Origin of the sequence: Acinetobacter sp. RUH 2624, assembly GCF_000162375.2 — a bacterium.
Taxonomy (GTDB): domain Bacteria; phylum Pseudomonadota; class Gammaproteobacteria; order Pseudomonadales; family Moraxellaceae; genus Acinetobacter; species Acinetobacter nosocomialis.
Genome location: NZ_KI391939.1, coordinates 2,118,913 through 2,134,715 on the forward strand (window position 1 = coordinate 2,118,913; position 15,803 = coordinate 2,134,715).

General features: G+C 37.5%; 13 protein-coding genes. 10 read left to right on the forward strand and 3 right to left on the reverse strand.

Annotated features, from left to right (window positions below):
* The first annotated feature begins 59 nt into the window (after window positions 1–59).
* Together HMPREF0014_RS16640 and HMPREF0014_RS26100 are read left to right on the forward strand one after the other, a co-directional pair.
* Window positions 60–1,001, forward strand: a complete 942-nt coding sequence (locus HMPREF0014_RS16640) for a hypothetical protein (protein ID WP_004707450.1) — start codon at window positions 60–62, stop codon at window positions 999–1,001.
* A gap of 33 nt (window positions 1,002–1,034) precedes the next feature.
* Window positions 1,035–1,181: a hypothetical protein gene (locus HMPREF0014_RS26100; RefSeq protein ID WP_000691795.1), complete on the forward strand. Its 147-nt coding sequence runs from the start codon at window positions 1,035–1,037 to the stop codon at window positions 1,179–1,181.
* Between the two features lie 58 nt (window positions 1,182–1,239).
* On the opposite strand, the gene serC is transcribed toward HMPREF0014_RS26100, so the two are convergent.
* On the reverse strand, window positions 1,240–2,319 hold the full coding sequence (serC, locus tag HMPREF0014_RS16645; RefSeq protein ID WP_001203175.1) for a 3-phosphoserine/phosphohydroxythreonine transaminase: 1,080 nt from the start codon (window positions 2,317–2,319) through the stop codon (window positions 1,240–1,242).
* Window positions 2,320–2,695: 376 nt separating this feature from the next.
* Between serC and HMPREF0014_RS16650 the strand changes: the two genes are divergently transcribed.
* The 8 genes from HMPREF0014_RS16650 (at window position 2,696) to HMPREF0014_RS16685 (ending at window position 11,602) form a co-directional block, all read left to right on the forward strand.
* Window positions 2,696–4,183, forward strand: a complete 1,488-nt coding sequence (locus HMPREF0014_RS16650; RefSeq protein WP_004885717.1) for a TolC family protein — start codon at window positions 2,696–2,698, stop codon at window positions 4,181–4,183.
* 12 nt (window positions 4,184–4,195) lie between these two features.
* Window positions 4,196–5,314, forward strand: a complete 1,119-nt coding sequence (locus tag HMPREF0014_RS16655; RefSeq protein WP_004885716.1) for an efflux RND transporter periplasmic adaptor subunit — start codon at window positions 4,196–4,198, stop codon at window positions 5,312–5,314.
* 3 nt (window positions 5,315–5,317) lie between these two features.
* The gene (locus HMPREF0014_RS16660) at window positions 5,318–6,448 is read left to right on the forward strand and encodes an ABC transporter permease (RefSeq protein ID WP_006580551.1); all 1,131 of its coding nucleotides are present in this window, start codon (window positions 5,318–5,320) and stop codon (window positions 6,446–6,448) included.
* Window positions 6,445–7,536 (forward strand): ABC transporter permease, encoded by a 1,092-nt coding sequence (locus HMPREF0014_RS16665; protein WP_004885713.1) that lies wholly within the window; start codon window positions 6,445–6,447, stop codon window positions 7,534–7,536. The genes HMPREF0014_RS16660 and HMPREF0014_RS16665 overlap by 4 nt, the downstream gene beginning before the upstream one ends.
* A 256-nt stretch (window positions 7,537–7,792) precedes the next feature.
* On the forward strand, window positions 7,793–8,587 hold the full coding sequence (locus HMPREF0014_RS16670; RefSeq protein ID WP_004885709.1) for a ChbG/HpnK family deacetylase: 795 nt from the start codon (window positions 7,793–7,795) through the stop codon (window positions 8,585–8,587).
* Window positions 8,584–9,564, forward strand: coding sequence for a glycosyltransferase family 2 protein (locus HMPREF0014_RS16675; RefSeq protein WP_004707439.1), 981 nt, complete (start codon window positions 8,584–8,586; stop codon window positions 9,562–9,564). The genes HMPREF0014_RS16670 and HMPREF0014_RS16675 overlap by 4 nt, the downstream gene beginning before the upstream one ends.
* 1 nt (window position 9,565) lies before the next feature.
* A complete protein-coding gene (locus HMPREF0014_RS16680) occupies window positions 9,566–9,946 on the forward strand; it encodes a GtrA family protein (protein WP_004707438.1) in 381 nt (126 codons plus the stop codon).
* Between the two features lie 9 nt (window positions 9,947–9,955).
* Window positions 9,956–11,602, forward strand: a complete 1,647-nt coding sequence (locus HMPREF0014_RS16685; protein WP_004885695.1) for a glycosyltransferase family 39 protein — start codon at window positions 9,956–9,958, stop codon at window positions 11,600–11,602.
* Window positions 11,603–11,658: 56 nt separating this feature from the next.
* On the opposite strand, the gene gyrA is transcribed toward HMPREF0014_RS16685, so the two are convergent.
* Window positions 11,659–14,373: a DNA gyrase subunit A gene (gyrA, locus tag HMPREF0014_RS16690; protein ID WP_004885693.1), complete on the reverse strand. Its 2,715-nt coding sequence runs from the start codon at window positions 14,371–14,373 to the stop codon at window positions 11,659–11,661.
* A 395-nt stretch (window positions 14,374–14,768) separates the two neighbouring features.
* Window positions 14,769–15,728 carry an MBL fold metallo-hydrolase gene (locus tag HMPREF0014_RS16695; protein ID WP_004885690.1) on the reverse strand — a complete coding sequence of 320 codons (960 nt, stop codon included), beginning with the start codon at window positions 15,726–15,728 and terminating at the stop codon, window positions 14,769–14,771.
* Window positions 15,729–15,803 lie beyond the last annotated feature (75 nt).

The following is a 15,803-nucleotide window of genomic DNA, read 5'->3' on the forward strand; positions in this document are numbered from 1 at the left end:
ATAGCAATTACCCTCGATTTAATATAACAAGTGAGATAAACCCAACATCAATCGTACTTATGAAAAATCAAAACAGTCCAGAAGTTATTACGGTAAACGACCAAAATTTTGGTAGTCATGGCGAGCATTGGAATCTACTGACCGCCCATCCAGAGACAGATGTACCAAAATGGCTTGGACTGGCGCTTGATGCTCCTGTAATGCCAATGGGTTTATGCCAAAGTGAAGATGAAATGGATCAATCTTTTTGGCTGATTCAAGGTCCTCAAGGGCAAAATGTCACCATTAACCAAATTATTGCAGTTGAAAATCAAAAGCCTCGTGCTTTAAAAACAGCATTTCCTAGTTTTGAAAGCCCGTATCAATATAATGCACAAATTGAACGCATCATTACTTGTGATTCAGCAACTCAGGCAGTATTAAGTTTAAGATTAAATAAAAATACGACTGTTTATGCATTTGATAATTTATTTAGTGTTAATCGTTGTCAATATGACAAAACCCAAACTTACCAAGTTCAATTTAATGCATGGGCTTATGAATTAGAGTCCGTCCCTGCCGGCGAAACAATTGTTGTAGATGATCCGGCATCAATTAAGCATCACCGTGCGTTAAATGCAATTTTAACTGAAAATAATGGTATTGCACCTGAAAACCTACAAGAACTCATTAATGAATGGCAACCGAAAACTGAGGAAGATCAACAACCTGTGACGGTTGATTTTTCAAAAATGGTTGCATATTTATATGGGGAAAATCTTGGTCAAGAAGACGAAGCATGGTTCCAAGGTAATATTGTCGGTAAAACTTCAATGACATTTATGGGTGCAGAATATACCCTTTACGATGTCACTTTAGTTTTAGAAGACAATCTTCCTGCCATATTAGTGCGCATCGCGACCCAAAATGATTTGTACAAAAACTTTAATATTGGTGAATATATTCGCGGTAATATCTGGATTCAGGCGAATATTTATGCTAAAAATAGTGAAACTAATTGAATTTCACTAATATTTTAAAAATTAGGCTATTGAATGAAGATTATACCTGAACAAACCACCAGCCTCATTCAAACTAGTAACCCACGTATAAGGGTCGATACTGGTGCGTTTTGCTTTTTCGTTTTAGGTATGTTCTTAGCCGCGATGATGATACATCAATTTGGTTTTATGCCTTTTTAATTAATAAATTATATAAAAATAAAGCCCTCTTTTTGAGGGCTTTATTTTTTTGATTTACTTAACCATTACGTTTAGCAAAATCATCCATAAAGCGAATAAGTGCTTGCACGCCTTCTAATGGCACAGCGTTATAAATACTTGCACGCATACCCCCAACTGAGCGGTGACCGGCCAAGTTCAATAAATGATTTTCTTCAGCTTCTTTCAAGAATTGCTTTTCTAAAGCTTCATCTGCCAAAGTGAATGGTACATTCATAATTGAACGGTTTGGAATAGCAATCGGGTTATTATAAAAATCGCTTGAATCGATATAACCATAAAGTAACTGAGCTTTTTCAAGGTTAACTTTATGAATAGCGTCTACCCCACCCTGCTCTAGTAACCATTCGAATACTAAACCAGACAAGTACCAAGCATAAGTTGAAGGAGTATTTACCATAGAACCATTTTTCGCTTGGTCACCATATTTTAAAATGCTTGGAATTTCTGGCTTAGCTTGGTCAAGTAAATCATCACGAACAATAACGATTGTTAAACCAGCAGGACCAATATTTTTTTGTGCGCCAGCATAAATTAAACCAAACTTGGTCACATCTAATGGAGCCGATAAAATACTTGATGAATAGTCGCATACAAGTGGCGCTTTAACATCAGGAATACCTGCAAACTGTAATCCGCCAATTGTTTCGTTATCTGCATAATGAACATATGCTGCATCGTCAGACAAGTTCCATTCGCTTTGATCAGAGATGGCGAACTTACCATCTACTTTAATACCTGCTTCTACAGTATTAATATCACCATAGCGTTTTGCTTCTTTTAACGCTTTTTCAGACCAAATTCCTGTATGGATATAATCTGCTTTGTTATTTTTACCAAGCAGGTTTAAAGGAATTGCTGAAAATTGTAATGACGCGCCGCCTTGTAAAAACAGTACTTTATAGTTTTCAGGAATATTCATAAGCTTACGCAAATCTGCTTCAGCTTTTTCAGCTACGGCAACATAGTCAGCACTACGGTGACTCATTTCCATGATGGATAGACCTTTACCTTGCCAATCCAACAACTCTTTTTGAGCTTTTTCTAAAACGGCAGTAGGTAATGCAGCAGGACCAGCACAGAAATTGTACGCGCGCATGATTTTTCCCTTGTAAAGTGAAACACAATAAAAAAAGGCATTTAACCACAGATTGCTTAAGCTTGCAGCAGCTTCTCTAGTAAATATTTCAATGCTAGGGCGTATTTAGGTTTATTTTTTCAATAACTATTTTATTTATTTCTTTGCTTTCACTTATTTTTTTATAAGTTTTATTAAATAAAGTTCAACTTGACTTGTTAATCGAGTTCCCCATACTGTGAGGAATATATAAAGTTTGCTGTATGATTTTCCGTCAAGCAAAATAAACTCAAAATCATTTTGTGCTTTTATACAATTGTATAATAAACAAAATGATAATTGAATTTAATAACAAGAAATTTAAACTATAAGGGATGATCAAAAATTGTTATATAAAATGCCAACACATCAGTATCGACAGTCAATACGCCCTTTTTTCTTTAAACCCAATTACCTTGCGTTGGTATTGGGAGTATTTATTGCAACGCCTATTTATGCACAAAGCTTAAGTTATGCTGAAGCAGAACAACAAGCTTTAAAAAGCTCGTATAGCACTCAAGCCAACCAAGCTTTACAACAAGCCTCTCAATTAGAAGCCGAAGCAGTAAAAGGTTTAGGCTTACCCAGAGTTGATTTAAACGTTAGAGCATACGCGTTTCATAGTGAAACAGATGTGCCACTTAGTGGTTTTAAGCAAAAACTTGAGAATGATTTAAGCCAAGGATTAAACGACAAATTGTCTCAGTGGAACAATGTCATTCCATCAGATGTTTTAGGACAAGTTCAAGAAGGTTCAAACCAAATCATCCATGATGGAATCAATCGTTTTCCTAACTACGCTAATTTGACTGTAGAAGACCAAGTAGTCCGCCCCTCTATTTCAGTTGTGATGCCAATCTATACAGGAGGCTTGACGACTAGTGCAAAGAAAATAGCTAATATTCAAGCTCAACGTTCCGAGCTTTCAAGCCAACAACAGCAAGATATACAGCGCTTCGAAGTCGTACAAAGTTACTTTAATGTGCAATTACAACAACAACTGGTCGCGAGTAGCTTATTTAACTTTAATGCAATGCAAAAGCATTACAGCAACGCGCTAAAGCTCGAACAGCAAGGTTTTATTAGTAAAGGACAACGCATGCAATTTGAAGTTGCCCGTAACAATGCCGAACGAACTTTACAAAATGCTCAAGCAAATCTGAATGCCAGCCAATTCAGTTTAAACAATCTTCTTCATCAGCAAAGTAATCCTGATTTGAGTACTCCTCTTTTTGTAAATACAGTTCGTAGCCAATCGTTAGAATCTCTTTTAAGTAGTTATTCTCAAAAATCGAGCCTGGTGCAAAAAATGCAGTTAGACACTCAATTGGCTAATGCGAATATTCAGGCTCAACAAGCAGCTAAAAAGCCAAGCCTCTTTGCTTTTGGTGAATATTCACTCGATGAAAATGAAAACTGGATTGTAGGTGTCATGGCAAAATACAATCTGTTTTCTGGCGTAGATAAAAATAAGAATATTCATGCTGCCGAGTTAAAACGTTATGCCTCAGAACTCATGACTGAACGAACTAAACAAGAGATTGAAGCTTTATTGAATAAGTCTTATAACGAGCTCAATTCAGCGCAGCAAAGTCATACCTTACTTCAAAGAAATATCAATGCAGCTCAAGAAAACTTACGTATTCAGGAGCTTTCTTTCCGTGAAGGTATGGGAACAGCCACACAAGTCATTGACGCGCAAAATGCGTTAAGTGCTTTAAAAACAGAAATGGCTTTAAATGCTTATAAATATGTCATGTCGCTCGCAACGCTATTGCAAAGCCATGGTTCTATGGATCAGTTTAAAGCTTATGTGACTCAACCACACACCGACTATATCCGCTAATGGGGGCATAACATGAATCAAGAAACATCTTCTTCTCAGCAAGATTCACCTGTTACGGATACAGAGCATACAGGTCAAGATCAACAAAATATTCAAACCGACAATGCGCAAGAAGTAAAAACGAGTAAAAGTTCTCAACAGCCTAAAAGTTCAAAAATTAAACTAATTATTGCGGTGGTCACTATTGCTCTATTAGGGCTAATCATTTTCGGTTTATGGAAAAGTTATCAACCTAAGCCTATTGAGTTACAAGGCAGAGTTGAGGCTGAAACGATTCACGTCAGTACTAAAGTTCCAAGTCGTATTGAAGAAATTTATGTGCAAGAAGGCCAAAAAGTCTCTAAAGGACAACCTCTGGTTCGTTTAGTCAGCCCAGAAATTGAAGCTAAAAAGCAGCAAGCTTTAGCTACACTACAATCAGCTTTAGCTTTTCAGTCTACTGTAGACCGTGGTTCGCAACAGGAAAATATTGATACACTTTATGCCAACTGGCAAAGTATGAAAGCTCAAGCGAACCTTGCAAAAACCACTTATCAACGTGGTGAAAATTTATATAGACAAGGTGTTATTTCTCGTCAAAGACGAGATGAGATGTTAGCTGCACAAACCTCTGCTCAAGAGTTAAGTGAAGCAGCTTATCAACAATATGCTCGAGCAAAGCGCGGAAGTACCAGTCAGCAGAAATCTACAGCAGATGCACAAGTTGATATTGCCAAAGCAGCAGTCAGTGAAGCTCAAGCACTTGAGGCAGAAACCCGCCTACTCGCTCCTATTTCAGGTACAGTTTCAAAAACTTATGGCAAACCTTCTGAACTCGTTGCGATGGGTGTACCGGTTGTCAGCATTTTAGAAGATGATGATTTGTGGGTGAGTTTAAATGTCGGTGAAAATCAGTACGCTTCTGTTTATAAAAACAAAACGCTAGAGGGATTCATTCCTGCGCTGAATCAAACCGTAATGTTTAAAGTGAAAAATATTGATGCCGAAGGTGAATTTGCCACCATTAAAACCACACGTCAAACCGGCGGTTATGATATCCGTAGCTTTAAATTGCATTTGGTACCTGAGCGTCCTGTCAAAGATTTAAAAGTTGGCATGAGTGTTCTATTTAAAATTAAAGAAGAAAAATAAAGCATGTTTGCCAGTATATTACGTGAACTAAACTATCTAAGAAGCAATAAATGGGATTTGTGTATGGTGACACTTATCCCTGCTTTTATCATTTTTTTGTTTAGCAGCATGTTTTATGCAGGTAAGGCTGAACATTTACCTATCGCGGTTATTGATCAGGATCAAAGTGAGCTGAGCCGCAATATTGAAAAGTATCTTTCGTTAAATCATACAGTAGATGTTAAAACAATTACTACAAGCTCGACCGAAGCTGAAAAACTACTCAATGAAACCAAAATTTGGGGCTATGTTTTTATTCCTGACGGCGCTGAAAAACGTTTTGTAAAAGCTCAAGACGCACAAATCAGTATTGCTTTTAATCAGTCATTTTTTAGCGTAGGAAATACGATTTCCTCAGCAATGCTAGTCAGTACACTCAATGCTTTAGCAGACTATGCAGGCCAGAGTTATCTTGCAAATAATATTCCTTATTTAGATGTCCCTACAGCGCACGTTAAAATTTCAACACTCTATAACCCAAGTATGAGCTATGAATTTTATTTAGAACCTTTCATGGTTCCTGCTGTTTTGCATCTATTACTCTGTTGTTGTGTGGCTTTTGCTATTGGACAAGAGCTTAAACGCGGCACATTAACCCAGTGGGTCAACCGTGAAAATTTTATTCGCGGCTTACTGGCTAAAAATTTACTTTATAGCTTTATTTTTTGTCTCTGGACTTGGTTATGGATGTTTTGGCTCGTTGAGATTCGCGGTTGGTTTGTAGCAGGTTCTCTTAGTCTTTTATTAGCTGCCCAGTTTTTGCTTTATTTTTCTTATGCACTCATTAGTAGTACTGTTATTTTAGCTACCAAAAATTTAAGTAAAACTTTTGGTTTTATTGCAGTATACGGCGGGTCTTCTTTAAGTTTTGCAGGGGTTACCCTACCTTTAAATAACGCACCGATTTTCACTAAATTTTGGTCTTTAATTATTCCATATACACCTTATGCAAAGCTCCAAACCGAACAATGGGTGATTGGAAGTCCACTTTTTATTTCAATGACGCCCTTTTTAATACTGATTGGCTACTGCCTTATTTATTTTATTTTGAGTTCCTTGCTGCTTAAAAAACTAGTTCGGGGGGCAGCGCAATGAAAGAGTTCTTAAAGGCTTATGCCCAAACGTTTAAAGATATTGTTGGTAACAGTTCGGTTTTCACGACACTGATTTTATCAGTCATTCTTTATAGCTTTTTTTATCCAACTGCTTATAAAGCTGAACGTGCCGAATCAATTCCAATTGTCGTGGTTGATGAAGAACAGAGTCTTTTAAGCTCTCAAATTATTGGACAAGCAAGCAATAGTCCGCACGTTAAAATTGTTAATGTGACTGCTAATTTTCTCCAAGCTGAGCAAATGGTTCGCGAGCAAAAAGCAGATGGTATTTTGCTTTTACCCAACAACTTAACACAGAGCCTACGCCGCGGAGAAACTGGTGGAATTGGCTTATACTTAAGTACAACCAACTTTTTAAAAACTAAAGAAATTGGGTTAGGTCTTGCTACATCTATTGAGGCCACATTAAAAGAATATGTTGAAAAATTTGGAGAGCGTACACATTTCCAACCAGCCCTTTCTATTCATCAGGTTCCTTTATTTAACCCTCTTTCAGGTTATGGAAGCTATATTTTTCCAGCAGTTGCAACACTCATTATTCATCAAACGATTGTATTAGGCTTAGCCATGCTGATTGCAAGCTACCGCGAAAAGCATGAAAAAATTACCTCCATTCGCTTTGCTGGAATTTTTGCCAGCCTCTTTACGACTGGTTGTTTAAGCAGTTTTTACCTTTTTGGTTTTACCTTGTGGTTCAACGACTACCCACACGGTGGAAACTTTATTGGTTTACTCGTCGCGGTTCCTATTTTTATTAGTTGTGTGATTGGATTAGGCATGTTAGTTGGTTCACTTTTAGATATGCCTGAACGTGCCGGACATATTATCGTATTTAGTTCAGTTCCTCTTTTCTTATTAACTGGTACCGCATGGCCCCACCATGCCATGCCTGAATGGCTAGAATGGTTTGCTTGGTGCTTACCTTCTACACACGGTGTACAAATGTTTGTACAGCTTAATCAAATGGGTGTTCCTTTAAATGTGGTGATTCCTAAATTGATTTTTCTTGCAACAATTGGAATCATTTTTTTAATTATTGCTCATTCACGTTTAAAAAATTCCAAATAAATTTAAGGGCTCATAAATGTGCATAAATTATATTTTTATTTACTATAAAATCTTATAGTTAAAGCTTATTTCTTAAATAATTGACCAAAAAATTCTAAAAAAACAAATAAATTCAAAGTATTAATTTGTATCAATTGTCATGAAACCTTAAGAAAACTTTAAGTTGAAATTAAGAAATTTTCTCCATAGTAATTAGTATAGTTTTTCAGCAGCTACGCAGAGTATTCTGTAATCCTGCCTATGACGGAATCTGGATATGGCAAAAGTGTGTTATTGCGCAGATGACTTTGCAATGAATGCAGAAATATCAGACGCAATTATTCAACTCATTGAACAAGGTGCCCTACAGGCAACCTCATGTATGACCCAATCTGAATTGTGGGAAACTTCTGCTGCCAAATTAAAACCTTTTAGCGATCAAATTGATATCGGTTTGCATTTAAATCTTACCCATCAATTCGCTTCAGGTAATACTGTTTTTTCCTTACCTATGCTTATTTTACGTGCATGGTCTTCAAGCCTGAATCGTGAATTAATTACGAAATGTATTGAAGAGCAATGGGACTTATTTGTTTCAGTCATGGGAAAACAGCCAGACTTTATTGATGGACATCAACATATTCATCAATTTCCGTTTATACGCGATATTTTGCTGCAATTGTTAAAAGAGAAGAAATTTACGGGCTGGATTCGAAATTTACAACATCCGATTGATTTACCTCACTATCGTTTTAAGACTCGTGTGCTCTCTGCACTTGGTTCTAACTCTTTGGCAAAAGCATGTCAAACATATCAATTTAATCAGAATGACCAATTTGCTGGTATTTATGATTTTAAGCAAACTGATTATGGCGAACTCAATCAATACTGGCTTGCACATGCAAAAGATCATTTACTGATAATGTGCCATCCAGCACTTGCAGAATCAAATGATCAAGATCCGATTCAGCACGCCCGAATACAAGAATATGAATATTTTAGTTCGGATCAGTTTCAAATTGATTGTCAGCAATATGGTATCCAGCTCACTAGACTAGGGGCAATGCAATGAACACAAAACCATTTTTATCCTGCGTTGTTCCAGCTTATAACGAAGCAGAAAATTTAAAAACTTTTATTCCTGCTTTAGCAAATAGTCTAAAACAGCAAAATCTTAGCTTTGAAATTATTGTGGTCGATGATGGGAGTAAAGACGATACTATTCCAATTTTGCAAACAATGATTGATGACTATCCCTTAGTTGTGCTTGAACTTTCACGCAACTTTGGTAAAGAAGCAGCTTTAAGTGCTGGTTTAGATCATGTGACAGGCGAAGTTACTTTACTAATTGATGCGGATTTTCAACACCCATTTGAAGCAATTCCAACCATGATCAACCTTTGGAAAAATGGTTATGACATGGTGTATGGCATTCGTAATCGCTCCACTGAATCTTGGCTTAAACGTGTTTTAACTCAAGGTTACTATCGTATATTAAACTTAAGCTCACCGATCGATATTCCAGAAAGTGCTGGAGACTTTCGTCTATTAGACGCAAAAGTTGTTGAAGCAATTAAACAATTGCCAGAAAAAAATCGCTATATGAAAGGCCTATATGCTTGGGTTGGTTTTAAAAGTATAGGCGTTAATTTTTCTGAACAGGAACGTCAGCACGGCCGTTCTAGTTTTAACGTAAAATCTCTATTTAACTTGGCTATGTCAGGTTTAACTGGTTTTTCAGATTTACCTTTACGCATCTGTATTTATTTAGGCGCAATTCTGGCTTTAGGTGCTATGGGCTACGGCGTATGGATCATCATTAAAACGTTGATCGAAGGAATTTCTGTCCCAGGTTGGGCAACACTTGCAGCAGGTATGACTTTACTTGGCGGTATACAGCTGTTATTCCTAGGTATTGTTGGTGAATATATTAGTCGTATTTATGCTGAAGTAAAAAATAGACCAAAATATATTGTTGCATCCGAACATTCTCGTATTAAACAAGAAAAATCTATCACAAAGCCGGAAAATACTTTCTCTAGTTTCTAACATGTTTGCTCATATTCTTCAGCTCACGCGGTTTGCTACTACCGGAGCCGCAGCAGCACTTACTCACTACAGTGTCGCCATGCTTCTGTTTAAGAAGCATGTTGCACTGCAATATGCCAATTTACTCGCATTTTTAGTTGCCTATTGGGTGAGCTATTTCGGGCATCGTATTTTTACTTTTAAAGCACAGCATCTTGATCATCGTCAGACTCTACCAAAATTCACATTGGTTGCAGGCTTAGGTTTTTTATTTAATGAAAGTTTTCTTCTACTCTCGAACCTCTATTTTAACGTCCCTGTTTCAACCTTAGTGTGTATTGCAATTGTTCTGACTTCTGTCGTGACTTTCTTGCTTAACCGTTTTTTTGCATTTCAACATTAAGGATTGTGTATGCAGCAATGGCTTCGTAATTCCAAATTTTTATTATTTTTTTTACCGTGTTGGTTACTTCTTCTTTCTTGGATAAGACCTCTATCTGTACCTGATGAAGGACGCTATGGAGATATTAGCCGAGCTATGGTCGAGTCTGGAGATTGGTTAACTCCACGAATCGATGGTTTGCCATTCATGCATAAACCCCCTCTACTACACTGGTTAAGTTCTATTTTTATGGAGCTTTTTGGCGTACATGTATGGGTGTTACGGTTAGTACCAGTTTTAGCTGGTACCCTCATGTTAGTGGGACTATTCTTATTTGTAAAAAAGTATATTTCGGAAGGCGTAGCACAGCTTACGGTTATCATTTTAGCGACCAACCTGCTTTTTTTTGGCAGTAGTCAATATATTAACCATGATTTACTAGTAGCCTCATGGATTACGATTAGTGTTTTATGCTTTGCTGATTTCACCATTTCTGCACGTAAACCTATTTTATTTTTAGGTTACATCGCTGGTGCAGCTGCTTTTCTAAGTAAAGGTCTCATTGGCGTTCTCATTCCAGGTATGATCCTGTTGCCGTGGATACTCTACACAAAACAATGGAAGAAAATACCTTCGCTTCTTAATCCATTGGCGATCTTGCTATTTTTGCTCATCATTAGTCCATGGCTCTACGCAGTACAAAGTAAATATCCTCAATTTTTACATTACTTCTTTATTGACCAACAATTTAGTCGATTTAGTTCAAAAGAATTTAATAATAAACAACCATGGTGTTTCTATCTGCTTATTTTATTTGTCAGCTGCTTACCATGGTTTTTTGCGAGTAGATTTGAATCTATTAAGACCATCTTTAAAGACTATAAGCAATCAGGTGTATTTGCCCTGCTTGTATGGTGGTTTATTTCTGTTACGGTTTTCTTCTCTATTCCGCCTTCCAAGCTAGCAGGCTATATTTTACCTGCTGTGCCACCTCTTGCTATTTTCTTAGCACTTGTGATGAATAAGGTTCTTGAAAGCAGTTATAAAACCAAATTACAGATTTGGGGTACTCCTGTATTTATTATACTTCTTGGAATTGGTATTGCTGCTACACCTCGTTTTATTCGTGCAAATCAACCTTTTTTCCAACACGAAGCTGTATTTATTTATACCATTGGTGCGCTGTTAATTGTGCTCCCACTGGTTTTAGTGTGGTTATACAAAAAGCAAAAAGTGAGCTATTTAAACTATATTTTTATAAGTTTAATTGTTTTATGTAGCTCTGTTCCTTTTGCCGTTCGTATTTTAGATACCAAAAATAATGTTGGCCAAACAGATTTTGCTGAGTACATTACTCCATCTACAAAAATAGTTTTCTACAATTACTATTTTTATGATGTGCCATTCCTTTTAAAGCTTAAACAGCCTGTCTATATTGTAAATGAATGGGATAGTGTCCATTCCGATAGTGCTTCTTTAGAAATTAAAGATGGCTTGTTATTTGAGCCCCAACTTAAAAAGTATTTGTGGAGCGAACAGCAGCTCAAAGATGCTTTATCTCAAAAGCAAGATCTAATCGTGGTAAGTCAACCAAATAATTTTTCGACTAAAGACCCATCGGTAAAAACTCTACATTACCGAAACTATGATGTATTTATTTTCCATCCAGCAAAATAAATAGACGAGAAATAAAAAAGGAAGCCTAGGCTTCCTTTTTTTTATTTTAAAACGTTTTACTCTTCAGAAGTATCTTCATTATTAGATACAACTTCTTCGCTATCAGTTTCAGTCGTATCTACTTCGCCTTCAAGAAGTTCTTCTTCGTCTTCTACAGCTTCAATTGAAACTACACCAACGAGGGTTTCTTCTTCACTTAAACGGATGAGACGAACACCTTGAGCATTACGGCCTGTCATTGCAACTTCTGCTGCACGTGTACGAACAAGCGTACCACCATCAGAAATCAACAATAATTCTTTAGTTTCATCAATAGAAACTGCACCAACTAGCTCACCATTACGTTCACTTGTCTTAATTGCAATAACGCCCTTACCACCACGTTTCTTGGTTGGGAAGTCATTTACAGGAGTACGTTTACCGTAACCGTTGGCACTCGCACACAGTACTTCACCAGTCTCAGGTACAACTACAAGCGACACGATACGGCTTACTAGACTTGAATCTGCTGAATCATCATTATCATCTGATTCATCGTTTTCAACTTCGGCATCTTCTTCGCTTAAAGTACTGCTTGCAAAGCTCACGCGCATACCACGTACACCTTTCGCTGTACGGCCCATTGCACGTACGTCAGTTTCAGCAAAACGAATTGCTTTACCTTCGTTAGAGAACAACATGATTTGCTGATTACCATCAGTAATCGCAACACCAATTAAGGTATCTTCTTCATTAAGCTCAATAGCACGTAGACCATTTGAACGAATGTTTGCAAATTGTTCTAACTCAACACGCTTAACCGTACCAGAAGCTGTAGCCATAAACACATAGTGGTTTTCTGGGAACTCTGTTAACGGCAAGATTGCAGTTACTGTTTCTGTTGCATCTAGAGGTAACAAGTTCACGATTGGACGACCTTTTGCCCCACGTGATGCTTGAGGAACCTCAAATACTTTTAGACGGTACACTTTACCTACATTGGTAAAGCAAAGTACAGTCGCGTGATTCGATGCCACAATCAGATGTTGAATAAAGTCATCATCTTTCATTGAGGTTGCAGACTTACCACGTCCACCGCGACGCTGTGCCTGATAGTCTGAAAGTGGTTGAGTTTTTGCATAACCCGTTTGTGAAACAGTTAATACAACTTGCTCTTCCGGAATCAAATCTTCACGGCAGAAATCAACACGAGATTCAACAATTTCAGTACGACGTGCATCGCCATATTGTTGTAATACTTGTGCTAACTCTTCACGAATAACGCCCATCAACAAGTTGAAGTCGTTTAAAATTGCTGTAAGTTCAGCAATTTGACCTAAAATTTCAGTATATTCTGCGTGTAACTTGTCTTGTTCCAGACCTGTTAAACGGTGTAAACGTAATTCTAAAATTGCGCCTACTTGTGTCGGAGATAAGCGGTAAATTGAATCGCTTAGACCAAATGGACGATTTGGATCTTCACCTTCAATTTCATCTGGGCGAACAGAAATAGCACCTGCTTTTTCAAGTAATGAAACAACACCACCACCTGCCCACTCACCAGCAAGTAAACGCTCACGCGCTTCAGCAGGGTTAGCAGAAGTTTTGATGGTTTCAATAATTTCATCAATATTAGCTAAGGCAACTGTCAAACCTTCCAAGATATGACCACGTTCACGCGCTTTGCGTAATTCGAACATGGTACGGCGTGTCACAACTTCTTGGCGATGACGAATAAATGCCGCAATAATATCTTTCAGATTCATCAATTTTGGTTGTCCATTGTCTAGACAAACCATGTTGATGCTGAATGAGTTTTCAAGCTGGGTATTTAAGAATAAGTTATTTACAACGACTTCTGCGTTTTCACCGCGTTTCAAGTCAATTGCAATACGCATACCTTCTTTGTCAGACTCATCACGAAGTTCTGAAATACCTTCAAGTTTTTTCTCTTTTACTAACTCGGCAATACGTTCAATCACTCTTGCTTTGTTTACTTGATATGGAATTTCAGTAAAGACGATGGTTGTACGACCTGTCTTTTCATCTTCTTCGAAATGGTATTTACCACGAATGTGCAAACGACCTTTACCGGTACGGTAGGCATCAACAATACCTGATTTACCGTAAATAATACCGCCTGTAGGGAAGTCAGGACCGGTAATATATTCCATCAATCCTTCAATCGAGATATTCGGATTGTCAGCATAAGCCAAACATGCATTCACAACTTCAGTCATGTTATGTGGTGCCATGTTGGTAGCCATACCTACAGCAATACCCGCAGCACCGTTAATTAACAAGTTTGGAACACGTGTCGGAAGTACTTCAGGAATACGTTCCGAACCGTCGTAGTTATCTTCCCAGTCAACTGTGTCTTTTTCTAAATCTGCAAGAAGCTCATGTGCCAGCTTAGTCATACGGACTTCGGTATAACGCATCGCCGCGGCGCTATCGCCATCGATCGAACCGAAGTTACCCTGACCATCAACCAATAAATAACGTAAGCTAAAGTCTTGAGCCATACGAACAATGGTTTCATAAACAGCTGAGTCACCATGCGGGTGATATTTACCGATTACGTCCCCAACGACACGAGCAGATTTCTTGTAGGCTTTGTTATAGTCATTGCCCAATTCGTGCATGGCATAAAGCACACGACGGTGAACAGGTTTAAGACCGTCTCTCACATCCGGCAATGCACGAGATACGATTACACTCATTGCGTAATCTAAATATGAATGCTTGAGTTCGTCCTCAATGGCAATCGGTCGGATTTCCGATACGCTCATGCATACTCCTTCTTACAGATAGATATTTCTATCCGTTTATATGTCTTGATCTTGCAAAAAATTTAGTTCCGGAAAGTGAACTAAAATCGAAAAAAATATAGCTGTATACTATAGCATAAATTGCTCGATAACTGGGAGTTTAGCGATCTGAAAATAGCATTTTTTTACAATAAAAATTCTATTAGAATTAATAAGTTAAAATTATAGGTTTCTACTTTTAAATGTATTCATTAAAACTCAATTATTCGACCAAAATATAAACAGCATGAAAGTGCTCTTTTTAGAACACATTTCATCTATTTAAAGAATCTAACTTTTCGTCTTAGCTCAACTTAGCGATATTTGAGTTAAAGATTCCGAGTTCATTTTTAAAGCTAATTACACTTTTTGAAGAATCAATTTACAGGGCGATATTGAGCCGGTATCCATTGGTATCCTGTTGAGCTTTTACCAATGTGTCCAATGCCAGGAAAAGCGATATGTGCCGCCCCTATCCACCAATGGTTTTTATAGGCTTGCTCAAAGATATCTTTACGGACAGCTATGGCTAGTTTCGAGTCAGTATCGGGCTTATAGCTTGCTTCAGGATAAGGAAACTGTACCGCACCATAGTGCACAACATCACCTAGACCTAAGAACTTTTGTCCGTTTTTTCCATCTACTAAGTATGAAGAATGACCTTCCGTATGACCATGAGTCACGATGAGTTGAACATTCGGTACGTTAAAAGAGGATTTGGTAAACGCAACTAACTGCCCTGCCTTTTGGTATGGCTGTAATGCATCACGCGTCATTTTAAATATTGGTTTAAAAAAATCAGTGGCTTTTGCTTCATTTGCAGATGATGTCCAAAAATCTACATCTTCTTTAGCTAGATAAACCTTCGCATTTGGATAAACCATTTTGCCATCGAATGTAATACCGCATAAGTGATCAGGATGGGCATGTGTAATTAAAATCGTATCTATTTGTTCAGGTTGTACACCTGCTTTCTTTAAATTTTCAGGCACATGCCCCAAGGTAGGACCAAAACATTTTGCAGTCCCTGCATCAATTAAAATATTTTGAGTCGGTGTTTGTACAAGATAGGCAGAGAAATCCGTGACAATCTGATTATGCTCATCTATAGGAACAAAGTTTTCTGCAAAAAGTCGATTGGCTTTTTCAGCAGAAATACCCAGTAAATCACTACGAGGCAATCCTAACTCTCCATCAAATAAAGCCGTTACTTTAAGGTTTCCTACTTGTTGTAAAAAGTATCCATCAACCTGATGTACACTTGGCTTTTGTTCTGCATGTATAACTGTACTGGCACTCAGCAGCAATAATATCGTAAGTGATTTTAATGATTTCATCATAGAGTCCTTGGTATTTTCATACTTTAACTCTATTGGTTTTTATCTATTTAAATCGCTCAATAAGCGATAAGA

Bases quoted from the DNA above. Each gene is read 5' to 3' on its own strand.
- gyrA (WP_004885693.1), bottom strand. From the start codon at position 14,373: ATGAGCGTATCGGAAATCCGACCGATTGCCATTGAGGACGAACTCAAG.
- HMPREF0014_RS16695 (WP_004885690.1), bottom strand. From the start codon at position 15,728: ATGAAATCATTAAAATCACTTACGATATTATTGCTGCTGAGTGCCAGT.
- HMPREF0014_RS16650 (WP_004885717.1), top strand. From the start codon at position 2,696: ATGCCAACACATCAGTATCGACAGTCAATACGCCCTTTTTTCTTTAAA.
- HMPREF0014_RS16685 (WP_004885695.1), top strand. From the start codon at position 9,956: ATGCAGCAATGGCTTCGTAATTCCAAATTTTTATTATTTTTTTTACCG.
- HMPREF0014_RS16680 (WP_004707438.1), top strand. From the start codon at position 9,566: ATGTTTGCTCATATTCTTCAGCTCACGCGGTTTGCTACTACCGGAGCC.
- HMPREF0014_RS16640 (WP_004707450.1), top strand. From the start codon at position 60: ATGAAAAATCAAAACAGTCCAGAAGTTATTACGGTAAACGACCAAAAT.
- HMPREF0014_RS16660 (WP_006580551.1), top strand. From the start codon at position 5,318: ATGTTTGCCAGTATATTACGTGAACTAAACTATCTAAGAAGCAATAAA.
- HMPREF0014_RS16665 (WP_004885713.1), top strand. From the start codon at position 6,445: ATGAAAGAGTTCTTAAAGGCTTATGCCCAAACGTTTAAAGATATTGTT.
- HMPREF0014_RS26100 (WP_000691795.1), top strand. From the start codon at position 1,035: ATGAAGATTATACCTGAACAAACCACCAGCCTCATTCAAACTAGTAAC.
- HMPREF0014_RS16670 (WP_004885709.1), top strand. From the start codon at position 7,793: ATGGCAAAAGTGTGTTATTGCGCAGATGACTTTGCAATGAATGCAGAA.
- HMPREF0014_RS16675 (WP_004707439.1), top strand. From the start codon at position 8,584: ATGAACACAAAACCATTTTTATCCTGCGTTGTTCCAGCTTATAACGAA.
- serC (WP_001203175.1), bottom strand. From the start codon at position 2,319: ATGCGCGCGTACAATTTCTGTGCTGGTCCTGCTGCATTACCTACTGCC.
- HMPREF0014_RS16655 (WP_004885716.1), top strand. From the start codon at position 4,196: ATGAATCAAGAAACATCTTCTTCTCAGCAAGATTCACCTGTTACGGAT.